Source organism: Oceanicaulis sp. HTCC2633, assembly GCF_000152745.1.
In the GTDB taxonomy this organism is placed as follows: Bacteria; Pseudomonadota; Alphaproteobacteria; order Caulobacterales; family Maricaulaceae; genus Oceanicaulis.
In genome coordinates this window covers 1,758,095-1,774,192 of the sequence record NZ_CH672428.1, presented here as the reverse complement: position 1 = coordinate 1,774,192, position 16,098 = coordinate 1,758,095, and the positions used below count along the sequence as shown (strand labels likewise).

Here is a 16,098-nt window from a genome sequence, read left to right as displayed (position 1 = left end):
TCGTCTCCGCCCGTGTGTTGCGGGTGATGATAGTAGCTTCGGCGCCACGGCTGACAATTTACAGTCGGCAGTCCGTACGGAATTTGAACCGAGTGTATAATTTTCGTTGACAGTGTCCAGAAGCGTTGCTCTCGTCATGAAAACAACACGCATGGGAGGGACAAATGACACTCAAGATGATTCTGCGTTCCGGAATCGCCCTTGGCGCACTGGCGCTGGGTGAGGCCGCATTCGCGCAAGCGGTTGAAACGACGCAGTAAACCCCAGAAGCCGCGCCGCCGGCTTCGGAAGACGTGATCATCGTCACCGGCACCAATATCCAGGGCGCCCGCATCAATCAGGCGCTGCCGGTCACCATTGTCACGCAGGATGATCTCGCCACGATCGGCGGCGTGGACGGGGAAGACCTGATCCGCTCGCTGCCGGCCCAGGGCGGCGTGCAGTTCCGCACCGACAACAACACCACCAACAACAATGCGCGCGGTGACGTCGCTTCGATCAACCTGCGCTCTATCGGATCGAGCGGCACCCTGGTGCTGCTCAACGGCCGCCGCGTGGTCAACCACCCCTCGACCCAGGCCGAGCTGTCGACCCCGGTGACCACCACAAATGTGAACTCCCTTCCCGTCGCCGGCATCGCCCGCGTCGAGGTGCTCAATGACGGCGCCTCCGCCATCTATGGCACCGACGCCGTCGCAGGCGTGTTCAACACCATCCTGGACGATGACTTCGTGGGCTTTGATGTTCGTGCGCGACATCTCTACGCCACGGGCAATGGCCTGAATGAGCAGACCCTGACCATCAAGGCGGGTCAGGACTTCAATGACGGTCGCACCAACGCCTCGCTGGCCGTGGAATATTCACGCCGTGACGGCCTGTTCGCCAATGAGGTGGATCGCGCGTCGAGCGAGGATCTGCGCCGCTTCCTCGTGGGCACCAGCTTTGAAGGCGACGTGTCCTTCGACAATCGCGCCACCCAGACCCCCTGGGGCCAGTGGACGCTGAACACCACATCCTCGACCCGGGTGCGCCAGAACGGCAATATCCTGACCACGACTTCGGGCGTTTTCCACTTCCAGCCTGACAGCTTCCCCGGATGCCGGGCCGACAGCCTGTCCACGCCGGGCCTGTGCATTGACGACGGCAGCCAGGACCGCGACCTGCGCTATGACGGCGCGTATGAGCGGTCGATCATTTCAGATCGCGACCGGTTCAACGCCTTCGGCTTCTTCAATCACGACCTCGACAATGGCGTGCATCTGTATGGCGAGCTGGGCGTCTATTACGCCGAGACGCGCTCCACGAACGAGCCGCGCAACGGCATCACGGCCACCGGCATCTCCGTGCCGGCGAGCTATTACTACAACCCGTTCGGGCCTGTGACCTTCTCGGACGGCTCCATCAACCCCAATCGCCTGCCGGGGCTGACCAATGTGCCGGCCGAAGGGCTGCCGGTGTTCACCGATGCGGGTCGCTACCGCTTCGTGGATGTGGGCTTCCGCGACATCGAGGTCGTCAACACACAGTACCGCATTCTGGGCGGTGCCCGCGGCGAGTTCGGCGATTCAGGCTGGGACTGGGATAGCGCGGCGCTGTACAACCGCGGCTATGCCGAGGATACGGCGAACAACTCGGTCTCCCGCACCCTGTTGCAGCAGGAGCTCTTCCGCGAAGGCCCGGACGTCTACAATCTGTTCAATGGCGGTAATCCGGCCAACCCCTCGGTCGGCGACGCCACGCCCAATCCGCGCAACCTGATCGAACCCTTCCTGATCGATGTGGTGCGCAAGAGCACTTCCGAGCTGGCATTGATCGATTTCAAGGTCAGCAATGGCGATGTGTTCACCCTGCCGGGCGGACCGATCGGCATCGCGGCCGGCGTTGAGGCCCGCTATGAGGCCTATGACGAGGATCGCGATTCCCGTCTGGACGGCACCATCACCTTCACCGACATGGTGACGGGCGAGGTCAGCGAGACCGATGTCTACGGCACCAGCCCGACGCCGGATTCCAGCGGGTCCCGCGAAGTCTTCGGCATCTTCGCCGAGGCGTCCGTGCCGATCGTCAGCCCCGAGATGAATATCCCGCTCGTCGAGACGTTCGACGTGCAGCTGGCTGCGCGCTACGAGGATTATTCCGACTTCGGCGGCAGCGGCGTGAAGCCGCGTGTGGCCGCGGCCTGGGTCCCCTTTGACGGCCTCAAGCTGCGCGGCGCGTATTCGGAGGGCTTCCGGGCGCCGAACCTGATCGTCGTCAATGAAGGCGTGGACCGCTCCAATGGGCGCGAAGACAGCTATGCCTGTGAGGCGGGCGTACGCAACGGCACGTTCGCGAGCTTTGCTGATTGCACCGGCTTCTCCGAAGGCCGCACCGAGCGGCGTTCGGTCGCTGATGACATCGGTCCGGAAGATGACACCAACATCACCTATGGCTTCGTGTTCGAGCCGCGGGGTCTGGACGGCGCGCTGCGCTTCCTGAACGGTCTGACGGTCACCGTGGACCGCTGGGAGATCGAACGCACCGACGTGGTCGGCGTGTTCGGCGCGGAGAACCATATCAGCCTCGACTACCTGCTGCGTCTGCAGGGCTCCTCGAACCCGAACGTGGTGCGGGCTGATCCCAACCAGGACCAGATCGACTATTTCAACGCGGCGGGCCTGACCCCGGCGGGCGATATCCTGTTTATCCGTGATACCTATGACAACAATGAGGATATCGATGTCGAGGGTATCGATTACGGAGTCTATTACTCACTCGATGACACCCCGATCGGCGACTTCGACTTCAAGGTCAACGCGTCCTATCTCGACACGTATTTCATCGCCCTGTCTCCTGGCGCCCAGCAGATCGCGGACGCGGTGGATAGCGGTCTGATCTCGGATGAGATCACGGTCTCCCAGGAAGGCGACATCATCCTCCAGGATGGTCAGCCGGAGTGGCGGGTCGCTGCGTCCCTGACCTGGCGTCATGATAGCGGCTGGGGCGCGGGTATCCGGGCTGACTACACCAGCGAGTTCATCGACACCGGCGCGGGCCTCGATCCGAACGGCGATCCGTTCATCGTGGACGCCTGGACCCAGACCAACGCCTATGTCCAGTACGACATTGACGCCAATGGCATCCTGGACGGCATGCGGGTCCGTGTCGGCGCGAACAACATCTTCGATGAAGATCCGCCGCTGGCCGACGAGACCAATGGCTATGACGCCGCGTATCACAGCATTCGCGGACGTCAGGTCTATTTCGACGTCCGTAAACGCTTCTAGAACCGGCAAGGCCGGGCGCTCTCCTCGCGAGGGCGCCCGGACGCTGTCATGATGCGCTTTCTTCTCTCCCTTCTCGTCCTTGCGGCGACACAGATCAGTGCGGCCTGGGCCGAGGACTGGCGCACCGGCCAGTTCATCCTGTCCGACTGGGACGGCCCGGCCCTGCGCGTCTTCTATGTGGAGCCGCCCGAAGGCCGCTTGCCGGACGCCCCTGTGGTCATCGTCATGCATGGCGTCAATCGCAATGCCGACGATTATCGCGACAACTGGATCGCGCTGGCGGAGCACTACGGCCTGCGCGTCTATGCGCCGGAGTTCACCCAGGACGCCTTCCCGGGCGCCGCATCCTACAATCTGGGCGGCGTGGGGCGGGACGGGCCGTCCTCCTATGCCGCGATCGAGCCGCTTTTCACCGCCATCACGCAACGCGGAGCCGCGAGCGGCTATGTCCTGTTCGGGCATTCCGCCGGCGCGCAATTTGTCCACCGGGCCCTTCTGTTTGAAGACCTGCCGCATCTTTTGACGGCGTATTCCGCCAATGCCGGCTGGTACACCTTGCCGGACCGGAACGAGACCTGGCCCTACGGCCTCTCCGGGATCGACATTGATGAGGGCCGGATCGGGGCCTGGCTGGAGCGCCCGATGACGCTTCTCCTGGGAGAGGCCGACATCGATCCGGGGGATCCGAATCTGCGTCGCACGCCTGAAGCGCTGGCCCAGGGGCCGCACCGCCTTGCCCGCGGTCACTACTTCTTTGATCATGCGGGCCGGCAAGCGCAGGAGCGAGGCGTGTCCCTGGGCTGGCGGGTCGTCACGGTTCCGGGCGTCGCCCATGACAATGCCGGCATGGCCCGGACCGCGGCGAGCCTGATTGCACAGACCGCTCGCGATGACTGACGCCGCCGTCCGGAGCTGCACACGCCGCCGCTGAACCCGGGGCGCGCGGATCGCTCCTCCCGCCGCCGCAGGCCTGGCCTTCATCGCAAGGTCTCCTGCGGCCGGACTGTCCACCTGACATACACAAGGCCGACCGACCATGACTGCACAAGATGACGCCGGACAGGCGCTATACCAGCGGATCGGACTGATTGCGGGCCCGATCGCCGCCTTGATCCTGTTTCTGACGTTCGAACCGGAGGGCCTGTCGCGCGCGGGCGTGATCGTGGCCGCGCTGGGGCTGTGGATGGCGATCTGGTGGGCGACCGAAGCCATTCCGGTTGCGGTCACCGCCTTCCTGCCGCTGGTCGTCCTGCCCCTGCTGGACGTCGTGCCCATGCGCGACATCGCCGCGCCCTACGCACACCCGATCATCTATCTGTTCTTCGGCGGTTTCGTGGTGGCGCTGGCGATTGAACGCTGCGGTCTTCACCGACGCATCGCGCTGGGCGTGTTCGCATTCGCGGGCGCGGATGCGCGGGCGCTGGTGGCTGGGTTCATGGCGTCTGCGGCCTTTGTCAGCATGTGGATCTCCAACACCTCCACAACCCTGATGCTCCTGCCCATCGCCGTCTCGGTCTATACCGTCATTAGCGAGACCATGCCCGGTCTGGCGCCGAAACAGCGCCAGAATTTCGGCGTCTCCCTGCTGCTGGGCTTGGCGTATGGCGCGACGCTGGGCGGTCTGGCGACGCTGGTGGGCACGCCGCCCAACGCCTTCATGGTCGGCTTCATGGCGGACAATTACGATGTCCACATGGATTTCGCGCGCTGGATGCTCGTGGGTCTGCCGGTCTCGCTGGTCATGCTGCCGCTCGCCTGGCTGGTGCTGACGCGGTTCATCTACCCGATCGATTTCAAGGCGTCCGAAGAGGCCATGAACCATATCCGGGCCATGCGCGAGGGGCTGGGCCGGATGAGCAAGGCCGAGGTCCGCACCGCCTTGCTGTTCGGATTTCTGGTGCTCGGCTGGCTGTCGCGCGGCTGGCTGAGCAATCTGTCGATCCTGGGGGAGCTGACGGATACGGGCGTCGCCATGGCTGCGGCGGTCGCCGCCTTCCTCATCCCTTCGGGCAAGAAAGGCCAGGCGCTGATGACCTGGGACGCCATGGGCAAGCTGCCCTGGGGCGTGCTGGCGCTGTTCGGCGGCGGGCTGGCGCTGGCCGCCGCCGTGACCAGCTCCGGGCTGGCCCTGTGGATCGGTCAGCAACTGGTGGGCATCGGGGCTGTCAACGCCATCCTGCTGGTGGTTGCGGCGACCGCACTGGTCATCTTCATCACCGAACTGACCAGCAATCTCGCCACCACCGCCACCTTCCTGCCGGTGATCGCCGCCATCGGGGTCGAGACCGGACAGGATCCGCTGGTCTATGTGATCCCGGTGACGCTGGCGGCCAGCTGCGCCTTCATGCTGCCCGTCGCCACGCCGCCCAACGCCGTGGTGTTCAGTTCGGGGCTGGTGGCGATCCCCGCAATGGCGCGGGCCGGCCTGGTGCTCAACATCATCGCCGTGGCGGTGCTGAGCCTCGTGGCGCTATTGCTGGCCCCGATCGTGTTCTAGGCGCTCTCGACCGGGTCGGGGTCGCCATCCCAGATGCGCAGGCAGGCCGTGAAGACCAGAAGGTCTCCGGCCTGCAGGGTCTTCTGCTCGATGCGTTCGTCATAGGCGGTGCGGAAGTGGAAGGCGAAATCCCCGGCCCGGTTCCGCAGCTCCTCGCGCTTGGTCACGGGCAGCCAGCCCACAAGGTGAAGGCCGGCATGCCGGGTCCGGATCAGGCTGGCATAGCTGTGTCCGATCAGCGGATCCCCAGGCTCGAGGGTGTGCATGTACAGATGCGTTCCGTCACGCATGTTCATGACCGCAATCAGGAAATCGAGCATGGCGTTGCCGTCGAACACGTCTTTCACGAGGAAGCGTTCGACCAGCGTCGTGCTGGGGATCACCACATGGGCGCCAGCCCCTTCGGTCAGGAAGGCGTCCCGGTCTTCCCGGTCGAGCACTTCGGCGATGATCTTGCACGGCCAGCCGCGCCGGTTCGCATGCTCGGCGATCAGCTTGGTCGCCAGGAGCGTGGAGGCGTCCACGGCCCGCACCTCTGCCGAACTTGTTGCGTCGCGCTTCTTGGCGGCGTCGGCGAGCAGGATCACGTGATCGAATTCGAGACTGGCGGGCAGCTGCTCGTTCAGGGTTTCCGATGTGAGGAAGGGCGTGTCCTCGATGGTGATGGCGTGGATGGTCGGGTTCTGGTGGAAGACCCGAAGATTGGCTTCCAGACGTTCAAGGTGGGCGCGAGACGCATACAGAAGGATGCGTGCGCCTTCACTGCGCTGGAGCTGGAACCGGTCGCGCGGGATGGGTTCGGCGTCGCGCACCTCGTTCAGGTCGCGCGTGCGCATCACGCTCTTGCGCCGGGCCGCGGCGTAGATGATGCGGTCATCGGGCTTGGGCGTGTAGGCATAGCCCTCCGCGCGGGTAAGCGAGATGATGGGGCCGCCATCCACCACCTCGGCGTCATACACCGCCTCGCGGCGCAGCTCGCTGCACACCAGCCCCACCAGGTTTGCGCCGCACGACCAGAGCGCGCTTTCCAGGTCGCTATTGGTCATGCCCAGTGAAATGTCCGGGTTCTGCGCGCACAATTCCTCGAACCGGATGGAATAGAGCTCGTCAAAGGCGTCATAGGTCAGCACTTCGAGCAGGTAGTCGATCATGTTGGGATGGATTGTGCTCAGCGCGGCGGCCTTGGCGACGAAGATGTCGGGCGTGATCAGGGTCGCGCAGCCGAAGGCCGCGAAATGATCCGCATTCTGGGAAAAGGCGAGCTCGGCCGAGATATGAATGTCGGGATTGAGCCGTTTGAGGTTCATCGCGGTCAGGATCGCGCCGATATTCTGGCTCGAGCGTCGATCGTAATCGGCCAGGATGATGGCGTGCCCGGCCTCCCGGGCGCCGGCTTTCTCCAGCGTGTCCCGGTCCGCGCTGTCCCCGCGTCTGAAGCTGACCTTGTTCTGGTCGAAATGATGGGTCGCCAGCGGCGATGCGTCTCCCGACTCCGCAACAATACAGACCTTCTTGGCGTGCTCGGCGTCATTGCCGGTCAGCGCGTAGACCACCCCGTCCAGATGTTCGTTCCAGCCGCAAACCAGAACGTGATTGCTGAACCTGGCCGGCATCAGGCCGGCGATGCGCTCGGAGCGGCGTCGACCCCACATGTTGACGATGATGATGATCGCAGCGATCGGGCCGCCGACGCCGATAAAGGCGAGAATGGCCACGAGCACGCGGCCGATGGTGCTGAGCGGATAGGCGTTGTTCTCGGTGAAGCCGCTGGCCACGAAGGTCAGCATCCAGATGAAGCCTTCCGACAGGGTCAGGTCGGCGAAGGGATTGTCCAGCTGATAGGCCTGGGCGTGGGCCGTCTCCGCCGAGCGCAGGGTCAGAAGCGCGGTCAGCAACAGAAGCGCGAACAGGCTCAACCCGATGATCCAGGGGCTGGGGCGCGCCCACCAGTCCAGCGCCACCTGGATGAAGGCGAAGCGCCCGCGTCGTTCCCGCTTCACCCCGGTGCGGTCATAGGTTGTCTCGAACGTGACGGCGATGAAGCTGATCGCCAGCAGAGCCGCCCAGATCAACATCCACATCCAGTATTGCGGTTGCGGGTTGGCGTGGCCGGCGTCCACCAGAGAGCCCCGCGCGCTCCGGTGCACCGGCAGGGAGGCGCGCAAGAGGAACTGGTCCGGCGCCAACAGGCCGTCAAATTCCGAGGACAGCGTATCCCAGTTCGCGATCAGGGCCGCGCTCAGTTGCGCCACGCGGCCTGCGGTGGCGTCGGACCGGGTGAACAGATAGGCGCGTACGGCGAGGGCGGCGGCCGGAGCGCCGTTGATCTGCAGAAAGCCGCTTTCGTAATAGGGGCGGCCCGCGGACAGCTCGGACACCACCATGGGCGGCAGGGCCAGTCGTCTGACGCGCTGGGGGTCGAACTCGAGATTGGCGGCGGCGGTCACGAACAGGGCGTCGATCTCGCCGTTCTCGAGCGCAGCAAAGGCCTCGCCCAGTCCCAGATTGCGGGCGCGATAGTCGATGCCTTCCCGCAGACCCGCCGCATCCATCACTTCGCGCGCATTGTAATAGCTGCCCGAGCCGGTCTGCCCCAGATTGACGGAGAGGCCCCTGAGATCGCCCAGCAAGGTCGGAGCCTCGGCGGCGTTGCGCACGAAGACCTGCACATATTCGGGGAACAGGGGGGCGACGGCGGAAAATTCCCGCCAGCGCGGGAAGCCGTGATTGCCGTAGAAATGGTGATAGGCCAGATCGTTCTGGGCGAGCGCGAAATCGAAACGGCTCGTGCGCAGGCCGTCCAGATTCTCGACGCTGCCTGCGGTGTCGGTGGTGCACAGCTCCACCCCGTCCGCCAGTTCCGTCAGGCGCTCGGCGAACGCATGATAGCGCCCGCCTGTTTCGCCCGCTCCGAGGCAGTCCGCGCCTTGCGCCGACGCGGCGGCGCCCATCAGCCAAAACGCAATGAGACAGACAATCGCCCGCATGTGCCCGGCCCCCCAGCCGCTTGGTCGCGCTGGCATATGGGGGCTGGATGTCCAAATGGACCCCCGGCGCGCCTGGCGCATTCCGGTTCAGTTATATCGGATACGACCAGAAGGTGAACCCGTCCGCGGACGGAGCGGGTCATGGGGCGGAGGCGTCGGTCTCGGATTCGCCCGCTTCCTCGACCGCGGTCTCGGCCCAGTATTCGCCTGCTGACATGGCGGCGGGGGCCAGAAGGTAATCCTCGGTGCTATCCGGCGCCTGGCGTCGGGTGATGCGGTAGACCGCGTAGGCGCTCAGCGCCAGACACAGGCCGACGAGGTACCAGGCGAAGCCGTTCGTGCCGAGCGCCCCCATCAGGAGGCCCGTGCCCATCGGCCCCAGCATAGCGCCGCCGCCATAGACCATGACAAGGGCGCTCGAGGCCGGGGTCATCTGATCGACTTCGAGCCAGTCATGGGTGTGCGCCATCGACAGCGGATAGAGCGTCATGGTCAGCCCGCCCGCAAAGAACCCCGCCAGCGTCAGGGTCATCAGGCCCTGCTGCGCAGCCATCGGCAACAGGGCCGCAATCACCGCGGCCGCAGCGGCCACGCCGGCGATCACGATCCTGCGGTCCCAGGCGTCAGACAGGCGCCCGATCGGCCATTGCAGCGCGGCGCCCCCCACTAGGGTCGCCGCCATGAAGATGGAGACGCCGCCCACCTCAAGGCCCAGACGACGCGCATACACCGCGCCCATCCCCAGGATGATCCCGTTCGCGACGCCGGCGCTGAAGCTGCCGGTCAGTCCCAGGGGCGAGATCGAGAACAGCTTGCGCAGGGTCAGGCGCTCGATTTCCAGCGTGAAGTGCGGCTGGGGGGCGGAGCTGAGCAGGATCGGCACCAGCGCGCCGGAGATGATGATCGAGGAGAGGGCGTAGAGCGTCAGGCTGGTGGTGGAGGCGATGTTCAGAAGCCCCTGGCCGATGGCGAGGCTGCCATGGGTGATGATCATGTAGATGGCCAGCAGCGCGCCGCGATAGGCGTTGGAGCTTTCCCGGTTCAGCCAGCTTTCCGCCACCACATAGAGCCCGGCGAAGCTGAACCCTGTCAGAAAGCGCATGCCGGCCCAGACCCAGGGGTCGATGATCATGCCGTGGATCAGAATGGCGATGGACCCCAGCGAGGCGAGAGCGGCGAAGGTCCGCACATGTCCGACCCGGCCGATCAGGCGCTCGGCGCTGGCGGAGCCTGCGAAAAAGCCCGCGAAATAGGCGGTCATGACAAGACCGGTCAGAGCCGAGGAGAAGCCTGAATCTTCCGCCACCACGCCCAGCAGCGTGCCTTGCAGGCCATTGCCGGCCAGGAGCAGCGCAATCCCCAGCAACAGCGCCCAGAGCTGCAGGACGGCCTGAAGAAGGCTGCGTTCGCCGGAGGGGTCGGTGAGGCTCATCGCTGCACTCCTTCGCCACTGAACCGCGCGTGTGCCGCAGCCCGGGTCCGGGTGTTAATCACGCCAGGGCGTCAGGGTTTCCCGTTCGGAACCGAAACGAGCCAGACGCCGTCTATCTGATCGACGATGCGTCCGCCCAGCGCCATGGCCGAGGGGCGATCCGGGCAGCCCGCGAGGTCGGCGGTATGATCAAGATAATTGCCGGTGGCGGCGGTCTCTCCAAGCCGCCGGCACGGGGCGCCGGAGACGGGGTATCCGTCGCCGAAGGCGCCCACGGAGGCCGGGAAGACGAAGGGCGCCGGCTGTGAAGGCGTCGTGCAGGCGCCCAGCATCAGGACGAGTGCGCCCGTCAGGGCGAGGGTCGGATATGGCATGGCGCGCCCTTTCAGTCGTCACACGAGGAACCCGTGGCACTGTGCGTGTGGTTTGTTGGTCCGGGCAAGGGCTAAGACTGGCCCTCACCTGGGCTCGATCCCTCGAAGGTTCGGGCGCGGCTCCGCCAGTCCTCCGGCAGGGCGACGGCCTTGCGCGCCTGCGTGTCAAAGCAGACCGAGACCGCCGTCAGGCGCGCCGCGCGATCCTCCCGGCCCAGAATGATCATGTCATAGACGAAGGTGACGGACTTGCCGCCGAGACGATCGAGTCGGGCGCGGATCTCCAGAAGGTCGCCCGCGCGCACTTCGGCCACATAATCGATCTCGTGACGCACATCGACAAAGCCGGTCCCGCCGGCTTCGGCGTCCGAACCGGACCATCCGAACACCGCATTGAGCGCGTGATAGGAGGCGTCATCGAACATCGCCATGTAATCGCGTGTCGTCAGATGCCCCATCACATCGCACAGCCAGGGATGGGCGACGGCGCGAAACGGCGCGATCATGCCGCCGCTCGCAGCTTCTTCATCTCTTCAAGCTTGCGCAGGCCCAGCGTCTGGCGCGCCTCTTCGGGCGTCTGGATGCTGGCGCCCATCATCTCGACAATGGAGCGGGCGCGTTCAACGAGCTGGGCGTTGGTGGCGGGCTTGCCCTTGGCGAGATAGAGATTGTCCTCAAGCCCGACGCGCACATGCCCGCCCATCAGCGCCGCCTGTGCGGCCATGGGCATTTCGTTGGCGCCAAGACCAAAGGCGGCCCAGTTCGCGCCCTCGGGCAGATTGTCGACCATGGCCTGCATGTTCCGGGTCAGCCCTTCAGCGCCCCATTTCACGCCCATGCACAGCTGGAAGAGCGGCGGCTCTTCGAGAAGGCCTTCCGCCATCAACTGCTTGGCGAACCAGATATGACCGAGATCAAAGACCTCCAGCTCGGGTTTCACGCCGATCTTCTGAAGCCGTTCCGCGCCGATGCGCAGCATGCCGATGGAGGAGACATAGACATAGTTGGGGACGTTATAATTGAACGAGCCGCAATCGAGCGAGCAGATCTCTGGCAGCAGCATTTCCACATGCTGCATGCGCTCCACCTGACCCACGCAATCGGTATCGGTGCGGTCAAAGTCGGTGGGATTGTCATCTGGGCCCAGGAACAGATCGCCGCCCATGCCGGTGGTCAGGTTGATGATCACATCGGTATCGTGTTCGCGGATGCGGTCCACCACTTCCTTGAACAGTTCGGGGTCGCGGCTGGGCGCGCCGGTGTGCGGATCGCGCACATGGATGTGGGCGATGGCGGCGCCCGCTTTCGCCGCCTCTATGGAGGCCTTGGCGATCTCGGCGGGGGTGACGGGCACATGGGGCGTCTTGCCGGCGGTGTCGCCCGAGCCGGTTACGGCGCAGGTCAGGATCACATTGCGGTTGAGCTTTTGATCTTGGGCGGTCACGTCGTCACTCCATCGGTTGCGGATCAGGATCGCCGTCAGGGGCGCTCCCGGGGGAAGAGAAGTCTTCGGACAGCTGGGTCATCAGCGATCGCGCCATCACGAGGCCGATCAGCACGACCGGGGCGGAGGCGATCAGGGCGGCGGTCTGCACCACGCGCAAGCCGCCCACGAACAGCAAGGTCACCGGCAGCGCGCCCAGCATGGCGGCCCAGAACAGGCGCTGCCACAGGGCGGGGTCCTGCCCGGCGGGCAAGGATTGGGTTGCGCTCGACGCCAGAATGTAGGAGGCGCTGTCATAGGTGGTGGCCGAGAACACCACGGCGGCGACAGCGAACAGGCCCATCGCCCAGACATCAAGCGGCAGGGCGTCCATGATCGCGACAATGGCCTGGGCGCCGCCGTCGGCATTGAGCTGTTCGACCACATCCACCGCGCCGGTCAGCTGCAGGTTCAGGCCGTAATTGCCCAGAATGACGAAGAACAGGCCCGCGCCCAGCGTGCCATAGCCGATCATGCCGAAGATCACCTGCCGGATGGTGCGACCGCGCGAGATGCGCGCCACGAACAGGCCCACCACCGGGCCATAGGCGATCCACCAGGCCCAGTAGAAGATCGTCCAGTCGATGACGAAACGCGTGTCGCCGAAGGGCTCCGCCCAGGTGTTCAGGCGAATGAAGTTCTGCGCCACAAGGCCATAGCCGGTGATGCCCGCCTCGATGAAGAGCCCGGTGGGCCCGGCGATGAAGACCAGCAACAGGAACGCGAAGATCAGACCGACATTGAGGTCGCTGAGGCGCTGGATGCCCTTGCGCAGCCCCGCCGCCGCGCTCAGCGCGAAGAGCACCATGGTGATCACCAGCGTCGCGACCTCGAGGCCGAAGCTGGGAGCCACGCCCATGATGCGCGCGGCGAGCGCGGCGATCATCGGGGTGGAGAAGCCGAGCGATGTACCCGCGCCGCCCAGAAGGCTGACCATGAAGATCGTGTCCACGATCCGGCCCAGCGGCTGGTGCGCGCCAAAGCCGGGCACGCCTGCACAGCCTGTGCTCAGGCGCAGGAAGGGCACGCCGCGATTGTGATAGGCGTAGCCGATCGCGAGCGTCGGCAGGCAATAGAAGGCCCAAGCCGAGGGGCCCCAGTGAAACAGGCCATAGGCCGAGGCCCATTCAATCGCTTCGGGCGTGCCCTGGGGCAGGCCGAAGGGCGGGGTCTGGAAATAGTACGCCCATTCGATCGCGGCCCAGTACATCAGGCCTGCGCCAATGCCGGCGCAGAACAGCATGGCCGCCCAGCCCAGCGTATTGAACTCCTCGACAGCCTCCTGCCCGCCCAGACGCACTTGGCCATAGCGGCTGAGCGCCAGCCAGAAAAGGAAACCGATCAGGACGACGCCCAGGGCGAGATAGAGCGGTCCGATCTTTTCCGCGACGAAGTCATAGATCTGGGGCAGCAGGACCGCCCCGGCGTCCGGGTTGATGACCAGTCCGAGGCACACCAGTCCCACAAGGCCGGCGCTCACCGTGAACGCGATCCAGTCTGTACGGGCGGGCAGGGTCAAGGCGTCGTCTCCCAGCCCAGAAGCGGGCATAGCTCTTCATCCATCGGCGCGCCGGTTGAAATCGGTTGATCCCAGACCAGAAGCGCGCCGGTCGCGCCAAATTCCGGCCAGTCGAGATCCGATGTGACCGGGTTCGGGTTGCCGGTCCGGGCGAAGCGGGCCCAGCTTTCGTGCATGGCGCGGGTCAGCGCCCGGTCCGCCTCGACTGTGGGCAGCCAGGCGTCATGAGTATCAAAGACATAGGGCAGCTCTGCGCCATGATAGACGCGCAGCGAATCCGGCGCGTCCTCGCGGGCGCGTTCCAGGCGGTAGAGAAAAACGGGAGCGCCCTGAGCCGATGCCCCGCGCGCCAGCGCCTGCCCCGGACAGCGCATCCAGCGGGCGGTGTCCAGACGGTCGAGCGCGCCAAGCGCAGAGCCCTCTTCGGTGAGCAGGCGGTCAACACGCGCGTCGCCGAGTTGCGCGCGCCAGCCCTCAAGGCTCTGTTCCAACGCAGCGGCGTCCACATACATGCGCCACTCATCGCGATTGGTCCCGATCATCAGGGGTACGGGGTTGAGCGTGCCCGATTCCAGAGCCGAACGCGGCGACACAGGCAGTTCATCAGGGCCATGGACCGGGCCGTAATCATAGCCGGACAGGACATCCGCAGCGGTGTCGAGGATGGCGTCAGCGGACGCGTCATAGGGATCGTCGTTCAACGCGTTCGCAAGCTGGTCAAAGGCGTCGTGAGCCGTTTGCGCCGGTCGATCCGCATCAAATTCAAAGCCGCCGCTCTGGCTGATCGCGCGATGAAACAGGCCTTCCGCCGCCGGAGACGCCAGAAGCGCGCCCACCGCAGCGGCCCCTGCGCTCTCGCCAAAGATCGTCACCTGGTCAGAGTCGCCGCCAAACCGGCCGATGTTCGCCTGCACCCACTCCAGCGCGGCGATCTGGTCATGCAATCCTGCATTGGCGGTCGCATTGTCTGTATCCGGAGCAATATAGCCGAAAGCGCCCAGACGATAGGCGATGGAGACCAGAACAATGCCCTGATCCGCGAAGGCGTCGCCGTGGTAATTGGGCTCATAGGACCAGCCGCCCGTATAGCTGCCGCCATGAATGTAGACCATGACCGGGGCCGGTTCGTCAGGGCTCAGATCGGGCGTCCAGACATTGAGATACAGACAGTCCTCGCTGACGCCCTCAGGTTCGGGCGCAACCGCGCGAGACTGGCCGAAGGCTTCGGCGATATCGCCATACCAGTCCACGATGGACCGGGTCTGCATGCAGGCCGGGGCGAAGGATTGAGCGGGGCGCTCCACGCTCCAGGCCTCGACGGGGTGAGGCGCATGCCAGCGAAGAGCGCCCACAGGCGGTGTGGCGAAGGGCACGCCCCTGAACACGCCGCCATCGGGATGATCGTCCAGGCTCAGCCCGACCAAGGGGCCGGACAGGGTCTCTGCACGCGGGGGCTCCGGCGTCTCGCTGCCGCAAGCGCTCAGGGCCAGAAGGGCGCACGCCGCCCCCGTGATGAGACTTCGAACCTTCAACCGATCAGACCTCCTGAACCTTCACGATCACCGCGCCGCGACGATCGCCGGCCTCCACTGCGGCATGAGCGTTGGCGCAATTGGCCAGCGCATGGGTTTCCGCGATCCGGTGGATCAGCCCGCCTTGGGGTTCCGCTTCGACCCGCGCGATATCGGCGATGGCCTGGGCTTTCGCCTCTTCCGGCATTTCGTAGACGATCACCATGCGCACGGTGAGGTCCATGAACATCATGCGGTAAAACGGCAGGGTGGGGGTCATGTCCTGGGCGGAGGAATAGGTGCAGATCGTTCCGCCGATCCGAAGACAGTCGAGCACTTGAGGAAGATTGGCGCCGAACTCCACTTCGACGACCTGATCCACTTTCTCTCCGCCCGTCGCCTTCAGCACGTCTGCGCCCCAGCCGTCCTGACGGTGATTGACCACATGGGCGGCGCCGGCCTCCAGGCACGCCTTCTCGTCATCGGGATTGCTGGCGGTGGCGATGACCCTTGCGCCGGCGCGGCTGGCCCACTGGATGGCGTAATGGCCGACCCGGCCCGCGCCGCCGGTCACGAGAAGGGTCTTGCCGAAGGGATCGCCTTCGGCGAAGACGCAGCGATGGGCCGTCATGACGGGGATGCCGTAGATCGCCCCGGTCTCGAAGCTGGCGCCGTCGGGCAGGGCGGGCGCGCGGCGTTCGTCAATCACCACATATTCGGCCGCGGTGCCGAAACGGCGACCGTGCTGGGCCTGATAGACCCAGACCTTCTGGCCGATGCGGGCCGGATCCACGCCTTCGCCCACCGCCTCGATGACGCCGGCGCCGTCCGAATGCGGAATGACATAACCGTTGTCCAGCAGATGCGGGAAAGACCCCATGCGTTTCTTGACGTCGGACGGGTTCACCCCGCTCGTCGCGATCTTCACGCGCACCTCGCCCTGACCGGGCTCGGCCACAGGCGTCTCGCCCAGGATCAGCGTCTCTTCAGCCTTGCCGAAGCTCTCGAAATAGATGGCTTTCATGGCCG

11 protein-coding genes are annotated in these 16,098 nt (G+C 65.3%); 3 read left to right on the top strand and 8 right to left on the bottom strand.

The window, feature by feature from the left end:
* Positions 1 to 293 precede the first annotated feature (293 nt).
* The 3 genes from OA2633_RS08385 to OA2633_RS08375 all read left to right on the top strand — a co-directional run bounded on the left by OA2633_RS08385 (position 294) and on the right by OA2633_RS08375 (position 5,763).
* Positions 294 to 3,266, top strand: a complete 2,973-nt coding sequence (locus OA2633_RS08385; RefSeq protein ID WP_009802096.1) for a TonB-dependent receptor domain-containing protein — start codon at positions 294 to 296, stop codon at positions 3,264 to 3,266.
* A gap of 48 nt (positions 3,267 to 3,314) precedes the next feature.
* Positions 3,315 to 4,163 carry a PHB depolymerase family esterase gene (locus OA2633_RS08380; protein ID WP_009802095.1) on the top strand — a complete coding sequence of 283 codons (849 nt, stop codon included), beginning with the start codon at positions 3,315 to 3,317 and terminating at the stop codon, positions 4,161 to 4,163.
* 139 nt (positions 4,164 to 4,302) lie between these two features.
* A complete protein-coding gene (locus OA2633_RS08375) occupies positions 4,303 to 5,763 on the top strand; it encodes a DASS family sodium-coupled anion symporter (protein ID WP_009802094.1) in 1,461 nt (486 codons plus the stop codon).
* Here the strand turns inward: OA2633_RS08375 and OA2633_RS08370 are convergent.
* The 8 genes from OA2633_RS08370 to OA2633_RS08335 all read right to left on the bottom strand — a co-directional run bounded on the left by OA2633_RS08370 (position 5,760) and on the right by OA2633_RS08335 (position 16,093).
* Positions 5,760 to 8,750, bottom strand: a complete 2,991-nt coding sequence (locus OA2633_RS08370) for a TAXI family TRAP transporter solute-binding subunit (RefSeq protein ID WP_009802093.1) — start codon at positions 8,748 to 8,750, stop codon at positions 5,760 to 5,762. The two genes, OA2633_RS08375 and OA2633_RS08370, sit on opposite strands and share 4 nt — an antisense overlap.
* Positions 8,751 to 8,889: 139 nt before the next feature.
* Positions 8,890 to 10,182, bottom strand: coding sequence for an MFS transporter (locus OA2633_RS08365; protein ID WP_009802092.1), 1,293 nt, complete (start codon positions 10,180 to 10,182; stop codon positions 8,890 to 8,892).
* A gap of 71 nt (positions 10,183 to 10,253) precedes the next feature.
* The gene (locus OA2633_RS08360; protein WP_009802091.1) at positions 10,254 to 10,556 is read right to left on the bottom strand and encodes a hypothetical protein; all 303 of its coding nucleotides are present in this window, start codon (positions 10,554 to 10,556) and stop codon (positions 10,254 to 10,256) included.
* A gap of 71 nt (positions 10,557 to 10,627) precedes the next feature.
* On the bottom strand, positions 10,628 to 11,062 hold the full coding sequence (locus OA2633_RS08355; protein WP_009802090.1) for a thioesterase family protein: 435 nt from the start codon (positions 11,060 to 11,062) through the stop codon (positions 10,628 to 10,630).
* The gene (locus OA2633_RS08350; protein WP_009802089.1) at positions 11,059 to 12,000 is read right to left on the bottom strand and encodes a 3-keto-5-aminohexanoate cleavage protein; all 942 of its coding nucleotides are present in this window, start codon (positions 11,998 to 12,000) and stop codon (positions 11,059 to 11,061) included. The genes OA2633_RS08355 and OA2633_RS08350 overlap by 4 nt, the downstream gene beginning before the upstream one ends.
* A gap of 4 nt (positions 12,001 to 12,004) precedes the next feature.
* Complete coding sequence (locus OA2633_RS08345; protein ID WP_206740497.1) at positions 12,005 to 13,558, bottom strand: BCCT family transporter; 1,554 nt, start codon at positions 13,556 to 13,558, stop codon at positions 12,005 to 12,007.
* Entirely contained in the window at positions 13,555 to 15,090 is a 1,536-nt protein-coding gene (locus OA2633_RS08340; RefSeq protein WP_009802087.1) for a carboxylesterase/lipase family protein, read from the bottom strand. The genes OA2633_RS08345 and OA2633_RS08340 overlap by 4 nt, the downstream gene beginning before the upstream one ends.
* Before the next feature lie 4 nt (positions 15,091 to 15,094).
* Positions 15,095 to 16,093 carry an NADPH:quinone reductase gene (locus OA2633_RS08335; RefSeq protein ID WP_009802086.1) on the bottom strand — a complete coding sequence of 333 codons (999 nt, stop codon included), beginning with the start codon at positions 16,091 to 16,093 and terminating at the stop codon, positions 15,095 to 15,097.
* Positions 16,094 to 16,098 lie beyond the last annotated feature (5 nt).